The organism is Natrononativus sp. DTA114 (assembly GCF_059736515.1).
The window spans coordinates 803,910-819,570 of the sequence record NZ_JCASSN010000001.1 but is presented as its reverse complement, the minus strand read 5'-3'; the positions used below and the strand labels follow the sequence as shown (position 1 = coordinate 819,570).

Sequence of the window (15,661 nt, the reverse complement as noted above, 5' to 3'; positions counted from 1 at the left end):
CTGCGGGTTACTCGATCGAGACCGTTTGCAGGTCCTCGGCGAACCTGATCTCGCCGCCGTAGTGCTCGGCGAGCGAGTCACGCATCTCGGTGTGGCGGCCCTGCGTGTGCGGATAGAGGTGGGTCAGATAGACGCGGCCGATCTCACAGCCGGCCAGTTCGCGGCCGAGTTGTTCCGGCGTCGGGTGGTTCGAGACGTCGACGTCGTCGGGGAACGAACAGTCGTGGGCGAGCACGGCCGAGCCGTCGGCGAAGTTCGCCAGCCCCGCGAACGCCTCGCTGTCGCCGCTGAAGGTAAACCGGTCGCCAAAGCGATAGGCCAGACACGGCAGCGAATGGCGGGTCTCGTAGGCCGAGACGTCGAAGCCGGCGACCGAAAACTCGCCGGGGACGACCTCCCGAACCTGGATCTCGAGTTTGTCCTGCATGTACTCGTGGACTCCAAGGAGGCCGTCGACCAGCGCCTTCGTTCCCTGCGGGCCGACGACCTCGATGTGCTCCTCGCCGGCCAGCCAGCGGGCTTTCATCAGGGGGAGGAGGTCGGCGACGTGGTCGAGGTGGTGGTGAGTGAGCAGCACGCTCGAGACGTTCTCGTAGCCGACGCCGGACTGCTGAAGCCGGTGGAGCACGCCCGAGCCACAGTCGACGAGCAGCGTGTGGCCGTCTTCCTGAACGAGAATACCGGTCTGGAACCGTTCGCCGGTCGGCATCGCACTACCCGTTCCGAGAAAGGTGACGCGCATATTCGTGAACCCAACCCGGAGCCGTATAACGGTTCGGTCCGATCTCGAGTGCTGCGTTCACTTTCGCTCCGCCGGCCAAACCCTCTTGGCGTCCGCGTTCGACGGTCCGGTATGGACGGGCACGACCTGCCGATTCCCGCCGCGGATCTTCCCTTCGATCCCGACGCCGATCTCGCGGACCGGGAGGCGTTCGCCCGTCTCGAGCCCGCGGTTCAGGCGTGGTGGCTTCGGGAGTTCGGCGAGTTCGTCCCCGAGAACGGCGGCTTCTTCACGCCACCCCAGCGTGGCGCGATCCCGCTGATAGACGAGGGGACGAACACGCTGATCGCGGCCCCCACCGGTTCCGGGAAGACGCTCGCCTCGTTTACCGCGATCATCAACGAACTGTATCGCCGGGATCGGGAAGTGAGAGCGGCCGACGGCGGAAGTTCCGGAGGAGAACGCGACGACGGCCTCGAGAACTCGGTCTACTGTCTGTACGTCTCGCCGCTGAAATCCCTCGCGAACGACATCCACCGCAACCTCACTGAGCCACTCGAGGGGATCGAGGAGATCGTCGCCGACCGCGGTGAGCCGATGGGCGAGATCCGCCACGCGATCCGCCACGGCGATACCACTTCCTACGAGCGCCAACAGATGCTCGAGGAGACGCCCCACATCCTCAACACGACCCCGGAGACGCTCGCGATCCTGCTCAACTCGCCGAAATTCCGCGAGAAGCTTCGCACGGTGGAGTACGTCATCGTCGACGAGATCCACTCGCTGGCGGCGAACAAGCGCGGCACCCACCTGGCGGTGAGCCTCGAACGACTCGAGGCACTGGTCGACCACGACGTGACGCGGATCGGCTGTTCTGCAACGATCGAGCCGCTATCCGAGGTCGCCGAGTTCCTGGTCGGCTGTAACGTCGACGCCGAAGACGTGACGACGGCTGGGGACTCGAGCTCCGACCCCCGCGAGTACGAGATCGTCGACGCCCGCTTCGCCCGCGAGTTCGATCTCGAACTCGAGTCGCCCGCGGACGACCTGATCAACGCGTCTCGCGGCCTCGTCCAGGACAGATTCTACCGCCTGCTCCACGACCACATTCAGGAACACACGAACACCCTCGTGTTCACCAACACCCGGTCTGGCGCCGAACGCGTCCTCCACAACCTCCGCGAGCGCTACGACGCCTACGACGAGGAGAACTCGGGCTGTCACCACGGCAGTCTCTCGAAGGAGGTTCGTCAGGGGATCGAGGAGAAGCTGAAGTCGGGGGAACTCGAGGTCGTCACCACCTCGACCTCGCTGGAACTCGGCATCGACATGCCCCATGTCGATATGGTGGTACAGGTCGGCTCGCCCAAATCCGTCGCGGCGATGCTCCAGCGGGTCGGGCGGGCGGGCCACCGCGTCGGCCAGACCGTCACGGGACGGGTGATCGCGCTCGACAGGGACGAGTTGCTCGAGTGTGCCGTGATGCTCAAGAAGGCCCAGGAGGGATTCGTCGACTCCGTTTCGATCCCCGAGAGCGCCCACGACGTCGCCGCCCAGCACGTGTACGGGATGGCGATCGCGTCGATTCGCCCGGAACGCGAAGTGAAAGCGATCCTCCGGCGGGCGTACCCCTATCGGCACTACTCGGAGGCGGCGTTCGAAACCCTGTTTCGCTATCTCACCGCCGCCTACGCGGGCATGGAGGATCGAAACGTCTACGCGAAGATCTGGCGCGACGAGAACGACCCGCCCGACGGCGAGTACCACTACCCCGAGTTTCCGGTCGGCGAACCGCTGATCGGCAAGCGGGGCCGACTGGCCCGCGTCATCTACATGACCAACATCGGCACCATTCCCGACTCCTTTAGCTGCGACGTCCTCACGAGGGGAACCGACGAGTGGGTCGGCCAACTGGACGAGAACTACCTCGACACGCTCGAGAAGGGCGACGTGTTCGTCCTCGGCGGCAGCCACTTCGAGTACCGCTACCGACGGGGGTCGAAGGTGTACGTCGACCGGACGGGGGCGCGTCCGACGGTCCCCTCGTGGTACTCCGAACGGCTCCCCCTGTCGTACGATATGGGCTGTGAGATCCTCGCCTTCCAGCGGGAACTGTGCGAGCGCTACGAGGACGGTGGCCCCCCGGCGGTCCGTCGCTGGCTCCGGACATTTCCACTCGACGACGACGCGGTTCGCGCCATCGCGCGGCTGTTCGACTACCAGATCCGGTACGCGGGGGCCGACAGCGTGAGCACCGACGCGCGACTCGCGATCGAGGTCGAACGCGACCGCGCGGAGTACGAGCGCCACTACTACGTCCACTCGAACTACGGCCGGAAGGTCAACGACGGCTTCTCGCGGCTGCTCGCCGCCCGGTGTGCCGACGAGGCCACCGCGAACGTTCGCGTCGCTGTCGCCGACAACGGCTTCGTGCTCTCGATGCCGCTCAACCGAAAGGTGGATCTCGAGGGCGTGCTCGCTGACCTCGACCCAGAGCGCGTCCGCGAACAGCTTCGCCGGGCGCTGGCGGGGACCGACCTCCTCCAGCGGTACTTCCGGATCAACGCGACCCGCTCGCTGATGATCCTCAAGCGCTACAAGGGCTACGAGAAGTCCGCCGCCGAACAGCAGGTCTCGAGCGAGATGCTGCTCGGGTTCGCCGAGGACCTCGAGGAGTTCGCGGTGATCGAGGAGACCTATCGCGAAATCCTCACGGACAAACTCAACGTCGCCGAGATCGAGGAGATCGTCTCGCGGATCGACGCGGGAGAGTTTGCCGTCGAACGAACGCTCGTCGACTCGCCGACGCCGCGGGCGTTCGGGCTGGCGACGCTGTCGGCCAGCGACGTCGTGCTCGCCGAAGACGAGAGCGCGGCCCTGCAGGCGTTTCACGAGCACGTCCTCGAGGAGATCGGCGAGGAGTCGCTCGCGGGGCTTCGCGCCGAGGATTAGCCCAGTGAACTCGATCCTCGAGTCGCGCCCCTGGTACGGTCGTCGAAAAACCGAGCACCACATCAGGGGGCAGCCGTAAGACCGTGTATGTATGCTGTCTCGGCCCCGGCCGCCTCGAGTGGGCCGGGGGTCGACGCGCTCGAGCCCCGTCTCCTCGAGAGTACCGTCGGGTCGGGGTCCGTCGACTGGCATCTCGCACTGCTGTTGGCGCTCTCGGGGATCGGCTCGCTCGTGGTGTTTACGCTCGCGCTGTCGGCGTATCGTCGCCGCCGGTCGCTTCCGTATCTCCTGATTACCGCCGCGCTCGGCGCGCTGGTGCTCCGGCCGATCGTCGGCACGGGCACCGTTCTCGGCTACGTTCCGATGGACGCCCACCACACCATCGAGCACCTGCTCGACGTTCTCATCGCCGGCCTGCTGATCGTGGCCGTGGTCGCGGTTGGCTCGCTCGAGGAGGGCTCCCGCGGCGTTGAAGAGACGGAGGAGTCCCGATGAGCGAGACCCGCGGACGGATCCGAACGGCCATCGCGAGCGATCCCGGCGTTCACTTCAACGCCCTCGTTCGCGACCTCTCGCTCGCGCCCGGGCAGGTCCAGTACCACGTCCGGCGACTCATCGACGCCGACGAGGTCGTCCGCCACGAGCGCTTCGGCCGCACGCACTACTACCCGCCGACGTACGACGAGTGGGAGCGCGACGCCCTCGCGATGGTGCGCCGGGAGACCGCGGGCGCGATCGTAACCGCGCTCTACTCCCGCGGCTCGGCGAGACCGGGCGAGCTGGCCGCCGATCTCGAGCTACCGCGAAGCACGCTCGAGCACCACCTCTCGAACCTCCTCGAGTGCGACGTCGTCGAACGGCGCTACGAGCGGGGTAACCGCGTCGTCCTCACGCTCGCGCGACCCGCGGAGACGGCAGCGCTGCTCGAGGCCGTGACGGTCGATCCCGGGTCGCGGCTGGTCGATCGCTTCGAGCGGCTGGTAGACTCGTTGCTCGACGAGCGGTAGTCTGCGGCGTCCGTCGTCACCGGTGTTCCTCTCACACTCGGCCGGTGTCGATACGGTATTAGTCGATGGCGTGCTATGTGGTGGCATGTCTGAGCACAGCCTCGACTCGACCGGGGCGGACGAACTGCTGAGCGCGTGTCGGACGACCGTCGGGGACGAACTCCGGAGTATCACGTACTTCACCGACGAGACCGTCGAACAGGTGTACCTTCGGTCGGATCTCGATCGAACGGCCGATCTGGTCGGATTCGCCGAGCAGGAGCGGTCGGGCTTTGGGGCTCAGACGGCCTACCGAAACTCCCAGCTCGGGTCGTATCTGGCGACGATTCGGATGTTCGAACACGGCTATCTGACCCGCGTCATCCACGGCGACCACGGCGCGTGGGTGACGACGGACTCCCTTTCGATGGAGCGATTCGAGGAACTCGCCGCCGCTCTCGGCCCCGTGCTCGAGGGAATCGGCGCACGGGCCGCCGACGGCGACCGGGAGGAGTGAGTCGTGGCATCGAAACGGGCCGTCCGGTCTTCGATAGCTACAAACCCCGAATCCACCCAGTTCGTCACATGCCCGGAAAGGTAGGGCCGGACGAACTGCTCGAGGTCGTCTTCGGCCGCACCGGCCGTGACGACGAAACGGTGATCCAGGGACCCGCCGACGGCGAGGACGCAGCGGCGATCGAGTGGCCCGGCGGCACGCTGGTCGTGAGTTCGGACCCGATCTCGCTGGCCGCCTCCCAGGTCGGCACTCTCGGCGTTCACATCGCCTGCAACGACGTCGCCGCCTCCGGGGCCGACCCGCGGTGGCTCACAACCGTCGTCATGCTTCCCGCGAGCGCTGGCGAGGGTACCCTCGAGACGATCACTCGCGATATCGACGCCGCCGCCCGCGAGGTCGGCGCGACCGTCGTCGGCGGCCACTCCGAGTACGTCGACGCCTTAGAGCGCCCGCTTCTCTCGCTGACCGCGATGGGCGCCACGGAGACGTTTTTGCCGACCGGCGGAGCCGAGCCCGGCGACAGGGTGATCCTCACGAAAGCGGCGGGACTCGAGGGGACGGCGATCCTCGCGGCCGATTTCGGCGACGAACTCGCAGTCGACGACGACACGCTCGAGGCCGCGACGGCGTTTCTCGCCGAAGTTAGCGTCGTCCCCGACGCCAGAATCGTCCGCGAGTACGCGTCGGCGATGCACGACCCCACGGAGGGCGGCGTGACGGTAGGGCTGCTCGAACTCGCCCGTGCTTCGGGCGTTCGGCTCGCGGTCGACCGCGACGCGATCCCGATCCGACCCGAGACGCGCGAGTTGTGTGCGGCCGCCGCTGTCGATCCGCTCCGGATCTTCGGTTCGGGGGCGCTACTCGCGACCGTCCCGGCCGACGCCGTCGAGGGGTGTGTCGAAGCGCTCGCCGAGGCGGGACTCGAGGCGGCCGAGATCGGAACCGTTCGCGAGGGCGAACCGGGGCTCGAACTCGACGGCGAGACGGTCACCGGCCCGATCGAGGACGACCTCTACCCGCTCTGGGCGGCCGCCGACGCCGAGGATTAGCTCCCGTCGGTCTCGTTTCCGCTGTCCGTCCCCCCGAGAGCCGCATCGACCGCTGCCTGCCCCAGCAGCGACCGGGGGTCGATGACGACGTCGACGCCGAGGCGCTCGAGGTGGTCGCCCGTCCCGTCCGCGGCGATGGCGACCAGGTGAATCGAGGGGGCGACGTCGCGAACGGCGAGCGTCGCGTACGGCGTCACCGCCCCCTCGGCCGCGATCACGACCGCCGCGGCGTCCTCGAGCCCGGCCGATCGCAGGATCTCCTCCGCCGTCGGATCGCCGACGAACACGTCCACCCCGCGGTCGTCGAGGCGTTCTGCCGTCGCCTCGTCTTCCGTGACGACGACGAAGGAGGTTCGCCCCTCGAGGCCGTCGACGACGGGGTCGACCCGGTCGCTTCCGCCGATAACGACCACGTGTTCGGACCAGTGTGTCTGGTCGCCGGTGACGGCGCGGGACCCGGTTTTCGACAGTCGGGACTCGAGTATGGGCGTCAGCAGCGAGCCGACGGTAACAGCGACGGTCGTCGGGCCAAGGACGACCAGCGAGAGGGCGAACAGTCGCGCCTCCTCGGTGGTTGCGTGGATGTCGCCGTAGCCGACGGTGCTCGCGGTGACGAGCGTGAAGTACAGCGCATCGACCACGGTCTCGAGCTCGGCGAACCCCCCTCGGAGCGCGTACGCCCCGGCGGTGCCGTAACAGAGCACGCCGACGATCGCGGTGAGCGAGCCCAGTTGCGTCGGTGTGAGCGAGGCCGATCGGGTAAACCACTGGCTCGTGAGCACGAGGACGACGAATCCGCCGAGAGAGAGCACGACGAGGGGGATCGAGAGCAGTCGAAACTGGACGACCGCGTGGGCCGCCGAGAGAAAGACCAGCAGGGCGGCGACGAGGTATGCGATGCGGTACCCCCGCCGCATCCACCACGCGGTGACCAGCAGCGCGAAGCCGACGACCGTGCCGCTGAACTCCGCTGCCGCCTGGAGATCGCCCACGAGCCCGGTACCGCGCAGTGTCGGTTCGGTTACGATGGCGAGCACGCCAGTTGCGATCGACGTGAGCGCGACGGCGACGACGATCCAGACCGCGAGTCGAGCACCGGACTGCCGGCCCTCGAGGCGTTCGAGCATACCGTCTCCACCACGCCGATTGCGATAAAATTGAAACGCGGTCTCACGCGCGGAGACGGCTCGGTTTCGCGGACCTTGACCCGACGCAGCGGGGGCGGCGTACCGGAACCGCGAGGCTACTGCTGGCCGCGAGCTTTTTTCGTCCGAGACGTAACTGGGCACATGCCCGTAGAAACGGACGCCGAAATCAGGGAGATCCTCCGGAAGGAGACCATCGCCGTCGTGGGGTGCTCGTCGACGCCCGGCAAAGACGCCCACGAGATACCGCAATACCTTCAGACGGAGGGGTACGACGTTATTCCGGTTAATCCCAACGCAGACGAGGTCCTCGGGCGACACGCCTACGACTCCTTCTCGGCGGTCGACGAGGAGGTCGAGATCGTCGACGTGTTCCGGCCGAGCGACGAGGTATCGGGGATCGTCGATGAAGTTCTCGCACGCGACGACGTGGACGTCATCTGGCTCCAGCTCGGCGTCCACGACGACGAGGCCGTCGCTCGAGCGGAAGCGTCCGGGCGACGAGTCGTCCAGGACCGGTGTCCGAAGCCCGAACACCAGCGGCTGCTCGCCGCCGAGAGGTAGCGTCGATCCCGAGGCGAAGGACGCCTCCGTCTCCTGCAGCCGACTCAGTCCACGAGCAGCGTGTTCAACGCATCGGGAACGACGAGCACGTCGCTGCCGGGTTCGATAGCGTCTCCGACCGCGTCTTCTGCGTGCATGAGACACTCCTCGACGACGGCCGCGGCCCGGCTGTTGGTGACGTAGACGTCGTGGTCACGAAGGACGCGGGCGACGACGAACGCTCGCTGGGCGCCCGGATCGTACCCCTCCCGAAGCTCTTCGTAGAGGGCATCGGCGTCGTCGGCCGCGCGAAGCCGCTCGTAGAACCGCCGCTCGCCGGCTCCCTGGCCAGCGCCCTCCGGCAACAGGGCGGGAACTACCAGCCGGCCCCCCGGTCGGAGCGGGTTCCGGTCGCCAAGCGCGACGTACGTCGCCCCCCGCGTCGCCTGGTAGAGGTTCGCGTCCTTGGGCGAACCGACCCCGCAGACCACCGCGTCGAACTCCGCGTCGTGACCGACCGGCATGGCGAGGGCGTCTCGAGCCACCCCCGCTAGCTCGGCCACTACCGCCCGATGATCCCCGGCGGCGACGCCGAGAACCCCCTGCGGGCCGTGAGTCAGGTTGAGACAGAACGCGACGTCCGCGAGGTCGCCGGCGCGGTCCAGCGTCTCGCGGAACGGGTTGTCCCGGATTCGGCCCAGACGAACCCCCTCCCGGGAGAGCATCTCGGGGCCGTGCGTGTACCGGATCAGCGACTCCCCGCCGGCGCCGACGACGACCGTCTTCGCGCCGCCGGAAAACCCCGCGTACTGGTGAGGTTCGACCACACCCGTCGAGCACACGACGTCCGCCTCGAGCACCGACCGACCGATCTCGACCGGGCAGCCGTCGCCTGCGCCGTTCTCGCCAGCGGATGCCTCGCCGACGGTCCCCACCTCGCGAACCGCGTCTGGGTCGTGGTTCACCGCGAGGTCGGCGTGGGGGCCAAGCATCGATTCGATTTCGGCGTCGGTCATCGGCCGGTGGAGGCCCAGCCCGATCACGACCGTCACCCGCTCGCGGGGGACGCCGATCGCCGTGAGGCGCTCGAGCAGGGCGTCGAGCAACACGTCGTCGGGCACGTCCCGGGTGAGGTCAGTGACGACGATGGCGACGTCGTCGTCCGGATCGACGCGGGATTCGAGGGGCGGGCCGTGTGGCGACTCGAGAGCCACTTCGGCGGCAGCGCGAACGTCGACCGCCTCGCCGCCCGGCGGTTCCGCGACGCTCACGTCGCAGTCGGGGAGGCGAACGTCGATCGTCTCGGTACTCAGCGGGATCTGCACGCGCTCTCGTTCGAGGCGCGCGCTGAAAAACTGCGGTGGTTACGTAAGGGGGCCGAGACGGCGGCTCAGGCGTCCTGCCCCGGCTCGTTTCGTTCCTCGAGGAACAGCCGAACCCCCATCACGGGGATGAAGAGGAAGAACGCGAGCATCACGGTTCCCGAGAAGATCGCGACGGCGAAGTTCGGCGTGAGTTCCGGCGAGAGCGTCCAGGCGGCGATCGCGGTGCCACCGACTGCAGAGACGACGACGAGCGCGAGGAGGTCGACGGCCTTGACCGGCAGATCCTCGGACATACTCGAACTTGCAGCCAGGCGCATATAACGGTAGCCGATATCTATCTCCGGGCCGGCGTCGGCTATCGGCCCGCCCACTCGAGCATTCTCCCGTAGACCGGATCGGTCTCGAGCGCCGCCGGATCGCCCACCAGCACCAGCGCCCGCTTCGGCCGGGTGAGCGCGACGTTGATCCGCCGGTAGTCCTCGAAAATCGGCCCCTCGAGGTCGCCGGTGGCGGTGAAGGAGACGACGATCACCTCCTGGCTCGAGCCCTGGAAGCGGTCGACGGTGTCGACGGCGACCCCGTCGACGTGGTTCGAGATTTCGGCGACCTGCGCCCGGAAGGGGGCGATGACGCCGATCTGGGAGCGGGAGACGCCCGCGGCCTCGTAGGTCTCGATCAACTCGGCGATTCGGGCGGCCTCTTCCGCGTCCGTATAGCGCTCGTCGTCGCCCTCTACGGCGACGAACGAGACCGGATCGCGGAGGTCGGCGGGCAGGGCGTCGCGGGAGACGCCCTCGAGGTCGTCCAGCGTGCGCCCGGCGACCTCGGGTGTCGCTGGTCGCAGTTCGCCGTCGTAAAACTCCCTCGAGGCAAAGGCCTGGATGCGCTGGTTCATCCGGTATTGGCGGTCGAGCATGACGCCCGCGTCGGGGTGGAGATCGACCAGTCGCTCGAACAGCGACTCCGAGAGTTCGTTTTCCGCTCTTACCACGGGTGGAAGCTGCTCGTGGTCGCCGACGAGAACGAACCGATCCGCGAGGGTGATCGCCGCGTGAGTGCCGGGCTCGGTGAGCTGGGCGGCCTCGTCGACGAGCGCGACGTCGAACGACTGTTCCTTCATCGTCCGGGAACCACAAGAGGCGGTCGTCGCGGCGACCACCTGGGCGTTCTGCAGTTCGGCGAGGCGCGCCTCGGGGTCGCCCGACCGCTCGAGGCGGTACCCTTGCATGTCCTCGCGTACCCCGCTCTCGGAGCCGACGCGGACGATCCGATCGTGATCGATCACTCCCTCGAGTTGCTCGAGCAGGGCTTCCAGGGCGTTGTCGACCGCTCGATTCGTAAAGGCAGAGAGCAGCACGCGATCGCCGCGTTCGACCATCGCGCGGATGGCGCGGGCGATGGTGTAGGTCTTTCCGGTGCCCGGCGGGCCGTGGATCAGCGCGCAGTCCTCGGCACCCACCGCCTTCGTGACGGCCTCGTTCTGCGCCGGGTTGTTGTCGATGAACACCTCCCCGATCTCCTCGAATTCGGGATTAGCGCGACCGAACATGACGTCCTTCCGCCGTGCGCTCCCCTTGAGAATCGCGTCGTGAAGCGCCGTAAAGAGTCGGCTCGTCGTGAGTTCGGAGGGGTAGATGTCGAGGCGCGTGACGTCGACCGGCTCGTCTGCAGTGAGCACGACTTCCCTGTCCAATCGTTCGATCCGGGCCAATTCGGCGTCGCCGCGGATCGGGTGGCCGTCGCTGGCCAGCACCAGATCACCCTCGCGGATCTTGGAGGTCTGGGGCTCGCGCTGGCGGGCTCGCAGCTCCCAGCGTCCGCCCTCGAGTTCCCGCTTCTCGACGAACTCGAGGTCGATGATCGCCCGATCGTCGTCGGCGCGCTCTTTTGCACCTTGCTCCCAGAGCTTCGCGTACTCGCGGTGGACCTCGCGGCGCTCCTCCTCGATGGCCCGGTAGAACCGCTCGAAGTACTCCCGTTCCTCGGCGGGCAGGGCCTCGCCGATCTGGCCCGCCTTCGACTCCTGGTCGAGCCGACCGGAGACGACCATGCAGGTGTCACGCTCGAAGCAGTACTCGCACTTGGCGTTGCCCTCGTAGCCCGTCGGGACGTCCCCGGCGACCTCCATCGCCGCGATCTCGTTTCGCAGCCGGAGGACGTACTTCAACAGCCCGTCGCCCATCGAGAAGTCCTTCGCGGGGGTGAGGTCGCCGGTCTCCTCGTTGCGATCCAGCGCGGAGTTTTTGGTGTAGAGCAGGGTGCCGGTGTCGACCTCCTCGCCGTGTTCCTCGAGCAACAGCGCGTAGCAGGCCGCCTGCACCTTGTCCTTGAACCGGGGCTCCTTCCGGAGGTTCTTCCCGGTCTTGAGTTCGACCGGGGCGCCCCGGCGGATGGCGTCTGCCCGCCCACGGATGCCGAACGTCTCGCTGATGAGCAGTTGCTCGGATCGCCAGCTGTCTTCCTCGGTGAGTCGGCCCTGCTCGAGCCAGCCCTCGATCGCCGCGGCGTTCTTCCGGACGTCCTCGGCGACGCTCTCGGAGGACTCCCCGAGCAGGCCGAGTTCCAGCCCGCGCTCGTCGATCCGGGCGTCGATGGCGGCCTCGAGGTCCCGTCCGCGCAGGAGGTCGCCGAACACCTCGTGGACCAGCGTCCCTTTCGTAACCGGATAGTTCAGCGGTACGCCGGAGAGCTTGTTCAGGTAGTACAGCCGCGGACACTCCACCCAGTTGCGGACGTCGGTCACGTTCACGAGGAACGTCGGCTCGACGATCACGTAGGAGTCGCCGGTGGTCGAGAACTGCTGTTCACCCCGGAACTCGCGTTCCTCGGCGTCGGTGACCACGAGTTCCATGCCGGACTCGAGCACCGCGGCGGTCTCGGTCCACTTCCCCCAGAGGGTGACCGTCGTCGGCTCGATCTCGTCCATGTTGCTCACCCCGTTGGTGCCGCCGGCCCCGTCCTCGGATGCGACGCTGACCGGAACCTCGGCGAGTTCGCTCTCGCCGTAGCTCGTCGTCACCGTCCGCACGTCGACGTCCCCCACGACGGTTCCGCGTACGTTCACGGTTCCGGTGATCGACCGGCAACAGAAAAACGCTGTCGGTCCGATCCGCCATCGATTACCGGCCACAGCGGTCTGTGTAATAACTTATTACTCGACACGACCGTGGCAGACTGCCTGTCTCTGCCGCGTGGGGCTTTTTCGCCGCTGCCGTCGTACCCGTTCCGTATGAGCGAGACGAACCAGCGCCGCGAGGACGAGCGCGGGCCTCGACACGACCCGGAGCGCGACCCGCGCGATGAGTCGACCCAGATCGCAAACGAGGAGCGCCGGCGCCGGGCACCGATGCTCAGCGGAATCGTCGCCGCGATCGGTGCCTGGGTCGGTCTCTCGGTGTTCCTCTTCGAGCCCAGTGCGGCGACGTTCTGGAACAACGTGCTCGTCGGTGCGCTCGTGTTCGTTGCTGCGAGCTACAACTACTATCGCCTCTCGAGTGACGTTCCGCTCAGCGTCGGCATCGCCTCCTTCGTCGCGTTGCTCGGAATCTGGCTCGTCGTCGCCGCACCGCTGCTCGAGATGGTCGGCGGACTCTTCTGGAGTACGCTCGCTTCCGGCGTGCTCATCACCGGCCTCTCGGGGATCAACGCCTACGAGGCCCGCGAGGCGCGGACGGTCGCGGGGGAGGGCGAGTCACGGTCGCAGTACAGTAACGACTGAAATGGCCCACACGCTGATTGTACAGCTGTCGTGCAATCAGGTGTAGATCGACTGTCGGTGGCTATCATAGCCCCCGCTCGAGCCGTCGCAGTCGCTGTTCGGCCGCGTGATGGCGGGTCGCGACCACCGCAAACGCGACCAGCGCGACCGCGAACGGGGCCGTCACGCGAAGCGGAAGACCGTTCACGTAGCCGTTGAGCAACTGTCCCGCGGCGAGTGCGAGCGGGCCGACGGAGAGCAACAGCGTTTCGACCGGCGCGGCAGCGAACGATTCGGCGAACGCAGAGGAGCGAGGGGGGTTCGTGGCCATGGAGACGGATCGGTACGCCCGGCTCTCGAGTCGGCGCTCGTAGCCCTTTCGGTTCGCGGCGGTTCCGACTGCCCTGACCGATACGTTCTTTCATCCCGACTCGTAACCATCACCCATGCGGATTCGCGAGTGGCAAGACGTGCTGGCGGACGTCACCGAGGGAAGCGGAAACGCCGAGTCGGACGACTGGCGGGCCGTCGCCGGCGACCGCGCCGGCGGCGTCGGCGAGGACATGTACCTCGCACACCCCCGCGCCGGCGTCTTCTTCCTGAAGACGTACGCGAAGAACCCCTACGAGGTTCGTGGCGTCGGCACGCGGGTCGCCCGCAAACTCGACGACGAGATCGGGTCGTTCATGCCTGAACACGACTCCGGCGGTCGGTTCGCCGTCCAGTCGCCACCCGAGGACGAGGACCACGCCAAATCCCAGGCGACCCACCTCGAGGAGGTCGTCAAGGCCCACGCCGATGCGCCGACGACCCCCCAGGATTTCTTCGACGACGTGATGGACGCCCTCGAGAGCCCCGCGTTCGGACCGATGGAGTACGACCAGTACGACCGGCCGGACGAACTCGACGCACTCTCCGAGCGGTTCGAGGAGGCCGACGACCTCCTCAGCGCCGAACTCGACGACCTCATCGAGACCGACGAGGTCGACCGCGGCTTCATGTGAGACGCGATCGATTCGGCGCCGGCGAGTCCGGTGAGCCTTTACCTGCGCCTCCCCGACTCTGGACCATGCATCCCGGGGACTTCATCCGCGACTACTACGACGCCCTCCGTCGCGGCGAACCGCTGGCTCCGTACTTCCTCGAGGCCGAAACGACGGTCAAGTTCGGCGTGAGCGAGGCGCTGTTCGGCGGCGACGCGGTCGCCGAGGGGCTCCGTGAACAGCGTGAAACGACCGATGGTTGGTCCGTCGAGAGCCGCCGGCTCACGGTCGGGACCCGCGAGGAGTACGCCTGGTTCGCCGACGAGGTCACCCTCGCCTGGACCGACCGCGAGAGCGGCGAGCGACACAGCTTCGACACCCGCTGGAGCGGTGCGCTCGAGCGCCGCGACGACAGAGGGGACGGAGACCTCGAGTGGGCGTTCGCCTCGATGCACGTCAGTACGGCCGCGGAGGAACTGTGAGACGCGAGTCGACCGCCGCGCAGGCCGCGAGCGCTCGTCGCCTCAGGATCGGCTTCGTCGTGCTGGTCGGTCTCTCCGGGGGGATGATCGCACTGCAGGCGGACGCCTCGCTTCCGATCGTCGCCGTCTCGATACTCGTGGGAGTCCTCACCGGGGCCGCCCTGCTGTGGTATCTGCTGTGGGTGTCACGGTGAACGGTCGCGGACCGATCCGACTTCCGCTGGTCCGGGGGTTTTCGTCGAAGCCGGGTGCTGGCCCGATCGCGGATCGTTGACGCTCACCGATCGACGCGTGCGAGCCAGCTACCAGGTGCGTCGAGTTCGTCGTGGGTCGGTAGATTCTCGGGACGCTCCCAGACGAGACTCGCCGTCTCGAGGTCGCTGACGGCGACGACGTGCTCGAAGAAGTTCTTGCCGCGCTCGTACTGACGTTGTTTGAGCCCGAGGCCGAGCAGCCGTCGGAACAGCTGCTGGAGCGGGCCACGGCCCTGCCGGCGGGCGTCGAGTTTCCGTCGGAGGTCCTCGTACTCGTCGTCGAAGGCGTGATCCATCAGCAGTTCGGCGTAGCCCTCGACGACGGTCATCGCCGCGTCGAGGTCGCGAAACGCGTCGCGGTCGAAACTCCCCTCGGCGAGGGCGTCGATCCCGGCTTCCATCCGACTCTCGAGGTGCTCCGAGAGCCACGGTGCAGCGCCGAACTCGGCGGCGTGAGTCACCTCGTGGAAGGCGATCCACCGGCGGAACCGATCGGCGTCGACCTCGAGGGCGTCGGCGGCTTTGAGGATGTTCGGGCGGACGAAGTAGAGTGCGTGGTCCTCTTCGGGCGTGTCGGCGAGCAACAGCGGGTCGTACTGGCCGAGAACGTTTCGACCGAGAAAGGCGAGCAGGACGGTCATCGTGCCGGTGTTGATCGTCCGTGCGACCCCGGGGAACGCGCCGGTGTGGGCCTCGACGGGAGCCATGACGCGCTCGAACGTTTCGACGTTGGCGTCGATCCAGTGGTGGCGGTTCTGGATCTCGATCGTGTCCGGAACGTCGAACTGAACGTCTGCGACCGCGCGGACGCCGTCTCTGGCCTCGCGGACGTCGCGGGCGAACGCCTCCCGTTCGCCGGGCTCGAGGGCGAGCGACCCCGGCTCGGTCGCGGATTTCGCGGCGTCCGCGGCGGCCCGCCAGTCGATGGCGTCGTCCCCGGACGCACCAGCGACGGCCCTGACGCTACGATAAAGATTCACGAAGAGATGTACGAGAAGCGTACGCAA

17 protein-coding genes are annotated in these 15,661 nt (G+C 67.5%); 10 read left to right on the top strand and 7 right to left on the bottom strand.

Features of this window, described 5'->3' with window-relative positions; translation table 11 throughout:
• Positions 1-7: 7 nt before the first annotated feature.
• Positions 8-742: an MBL fold metallo-hydrolase gene (locus AC6I6S_RS04390; RefSeq protein WP_497948514.1), complete on the bottom strand. Its 735-nt coding sequence runs from the start codon at positions 740-742 to the stop codon at positions 8-10.
• 111 nt (positions 743-853) lie between these two features.
• Between AC6I6S_RS04390 and AC6I6S_RS04385 the strand changes: the two genes are divergently transcribed.
• From AC6I6S_RS04385 to AC6I6S_RS04365, 5 genes are all read left to right on the top strand, one after another.
• Positions 854-3,673: an ATP-dependent helicase gene (locus AC6I6S_RS04385; protein WP_497948513.1), complete on the top strand. Its 2,820-nt coding sequence runs from the start codon at positions 854-856 to the stop codon at positions 3,671-3,673.
• 87 nt (positions 3,674-3,760) lie between these two features.
• Positions 3,761-4,168 (top strand): DUF7471 family protein, encoded by a 408-nt coding sequence (locus AC6I6S_RS04380; protein ID WP_497948512.1) that lies wholly within the window; start codon positions 3,761-3,763, stop codon positions 4,166-4,168.
• Complete coding sequence (locus tag AC6I6S_RS04375) at positions 4,165-4,680, top strand: winged helix-turn-helix transcriptional regulator (RefSeq protein ID WP_497948511.1); 516 nt, start codon at positions 4,165-4,167, stop codon at positions 4,678-4,680. The genes AC6I6S_RS04380 and AC6I6S_RS04375 overlap by 4 nt, the downstream gene beginning before the upstream one ends.
• 85 nt (positions 4,681-4,765) lie before the next feature.
• Positions 4,766-5,176, top strand: coding sequence for a DUF7522 family protein (locus AC6I6S_RS04370; RefSeq protein ID WP_497948510.1), 411 nt, complete (start codon positions 4,766-4,768; stop codon positions 5,174-5,176).
• Positions 5,177-5,244: 68 nt separating this feature from the next.
• On the top strand, positions 5,245-6,225 hold the full coding sequence (locus tag AC6I6S_RS04365; protein ID WP_497948509.1) for an AIR synthase family protein: 981 nt from the start codon (positions 5,245-5,247) through the stop codon (positions 6,223-6,225).
• Here the strand turns inward: AC6I6S_RS04365 and AC6I6S_RS04360 are convergent.
• Entirely contained in the window at positions 6,222-7,352 is a 1,131-nt protein-coding gene (locus AC6I6S_RS04360; protein ID WP_497948508.1) for an NAD-binding protein, read from the bottom strand. The genes AC6I6S_RS04365 and AC6I6S_RS04360 overlap by 4 nt on opposite strands.
• Before the next feature lie 162 nt (positions 7,353-7,514).
• Between AC6I6S_RS04360 and AC6I6S_RS04355 the strand changes: the two genes are divergently transcribed.
• The gene (locus AC6I6S_RS04355; protein WP_497948507.1) at positions 7,515-7,934 is read left to right on the top strand and encodes a CoA-binding protein; all 420 of its coding nucleotides are present in this window, start codon (positions 7,515-7,517) and stop codon (positions 7,932-7,934) included.
• Positions 7,935-7,978: 44 nt separating this feature from the next.
• Here AC6I6S_RS04355 and AC6I6S_RS04350 read toward each other — a convergent pair whose 3' ends face one another.
• From AC6I6S_RS04350 to AC6I6S_RS04340, 3 genes are all read right to left on the bottom strand, one after another.
• Complete coding sequence (locus AC6I6S_RS04350; RefSeq protein WP_497948506.1) at positions 7,979-9,238, bottom strand: lactate racemase domain-containing protein; 1,260 nt, start codon at positions 9,236-9,238, stop codon at positions 7,979-7,981.
• A gap of 65 nt (positions 9,239-9,303) precedes the next feature.
• Positions 9,304-9,531: a hypothetical protein gene (locus AC6I6S_RS04345; RefSeq protein WP_497948505.1), complete on the bottom strand. Its 228-nt coding sequence runs from the start codon at positions 9,529-9,531 to the stop codon at positions 9,304-9,306.
• A gap of 62 nt (positions 9,532-9,593) precedes the next feature.
• Positions 9,594-12,302, bottom strand: coding sequence for an AAA domain-containing protein (locus AC6I6S_RS04340; protein WP_497948504.1), 2,709 nt, complete (start codon positions 12,300-12,302; stop codon positions 9,594-9,596).
• 165 nt (positions 12,303-12,467) lie between these two features.
• Between AC6I6S_RS04340 and AC6I6S_RS04335 the strand changes: the two genes are divergently transcribed.
• Positions 12,468-12,956 (top strand): SPW repeat domain-containing protein, encoded by a 489-nt coding sequence (locus tag AC6I6S_RS04335; RefSeq protein ID WP_497948503.1) that lies wholly within the window; start codon positions 12,468-12,470, stop codon positions 12,954-12,956.
• 64 nt (positions 12,957-13,020) lie between these two features.
• Here the strand turns inward: AC6I6S_RS04335 and AC6I6S_RS04330 are convergent, their stop codons facing one another.
• Positions 13,021-13,266 (bottom strand): hypothetical protein, encoded by a 246-nt coding sequence (locus tag AC6I6S_RS04330; protein WP_497948502.1) that lies wholly within the window; start codon positions 13,264-13,266, stop codon positions 13,021-13,023.
• A 115-nt stretch (positions 13,267-13,381) separates the two neighbouring features.
• Between AC6I6S_RS04330 and AC6I6S_RS04325 the strand changes: the two genes are divergently transcribed.
• The 3 genes from AC6I6S_RS04325 (at position 13,382) to AC6I6S_RS04315 (ending at position 14,594) form a co-directional block, all read left to right on the top strand.
• Positions 13,382-13,939: a hypothetical protein gene (locus tag AC6I6S_RS04325; protein WP_497948501.1), complete on the top strand. Its 558-nt coding sequence runs from the start codon at positions 13,382-13,384 to the stop codon at positions 13,937-13,939.
• Between the two features lie 65 nt (positions 13,940-14,004).
• Complete coding sequence (locus AC6I6S_RS04320; RefSeq protein ID WP_497948500.1) at positions 14,005-14,400, top strand: nuclear transport factor 2 family protein; 396 nt, start codon at positions 14,005-14,007, stop codon at positions 14,398-14,400.
• Positions 14,397-14,594, top strand: coding sequence for a DUF8527 family protein (locus AC6I6S_RS04315; protein WP_497948499.1), 198 nt, complete (start codon positions 14,397-14,399; stop codon positions 14,592-14,594). The genes AC6I6S_RS04320 and AC6I6S_RS04315 overlap by 4 nt, the downstream gene beginning before the upstream one ends.
• 83 nt (positions 14,595-14,677) lie before the next feature.
• Here AC6I6S_RS04315 and AC6I6S_RS04310 read toward each other — a convergent pair whose 3' ends face one another.
• Positions 14,678-15,634: a zinc-dependent metalloprotease gene (locus AC6I6S_RS04310; RefSeq protein WP_497948498.1), complete on the bottom strand. Its 957-nt coding sequence runs from the start codon at positions 15,632-15,634 to the stop codon at positions 14,678-14,680.
• Positions 15,635-15,661 lie beyond the last annotated feature (27 nt).

Coding starts and splice junctions, on each gene's coding strand:
- AC6I6S_RS04390 (WP_497948514.1), bottom strand. CDS start 742: ATGCGCGTCACCTTTCTCGGAACGGGTAGTGCGATGCCGACCGGCGAA.
- AC6I6S_RS04385 (WP_497948513.1), top strand. CDS start 854: ATGGACGGGCACGACCTGCCGATTCCCGCCGCGGATCTTCCCTTCGAT.
- AC6I6S_RS04380 (WP_497948512.1), top strand. CDS start 3,761: ATGTATGCTGTCTCGGCCCCGGCCGCCTCGAGTGGGCCGGGGGTCGAC.
- AC6I6S_RS04375 (WP_497948511.1), top strand. CDS start 4,165: ATGAGCGAGACCCGCGGACGGATCCGAACGGCCATCGCGAGCGATCCC.
- AC6I6S_RS04370 (WP_497948510.1), top strand. CDS start 4,766: ATGTCTGAGCACAGCCTCGACTCGACCGGGGCGGACGAACTGCTGAGC.
- AC6I6S_RS04365 (WP_497948509.1), top strand. CDS start 5,245: ATGCCCGGAAAGGTAGGGCCGGACGAACTGCTCGAGGTCGTCTTCGGC.
- AC6I6S_RS04360 (WP_497948508.1), bottom strand. CDS start 7,352: ATGCTCGAACGCCTCGAGGGCCGGCAGTCCGGTGCTCGACTCGCGGTC.
- AC6I6S_RS04355 (WP_497948507.1), top strand. CDS start 7,515: ATGCCCGTAGAAACGGACGCCGAAATCAGGGAGATCCTCCGGAAGGAG.
- AC6I6S_RS04345 (WP_497948505.1), bottom strand. CDS start 9,531: ATGTCCGAGGATCTGCCGGTCAAGGCCGTCGACCTCCTCGCGCTCGTC.
- AC6I6S_RS04335 (WP_497948503.1), top strand. CDS start 12,468: ATGAGCGAGACGAACCAGCGCCGCGAGGACGAGCGCGGGCCTCGACAC.
- AC6I6S_RS04330 (WP_497948502.1), bottom strand. CDS start 13,266: ATGGCCACGAACCCCCCTCGCTCCTCTGCGTTCGCCGAATCGTTCGCT.
- AC6I6S_RS04325 (WP_497948501.1), top strand. CDS start 13,382: ATGCGGATTCGCGAGTGGCAAGACGTGCTGGCGGACGTCACCGAGGGA.
- AC6I6S_RS04320 (WP_497948500.1), top strand. CDS start 14,005: ATGCATCCCGGGGACTTCATCCGCGACTACTACGACGCCCTCCGTCGC.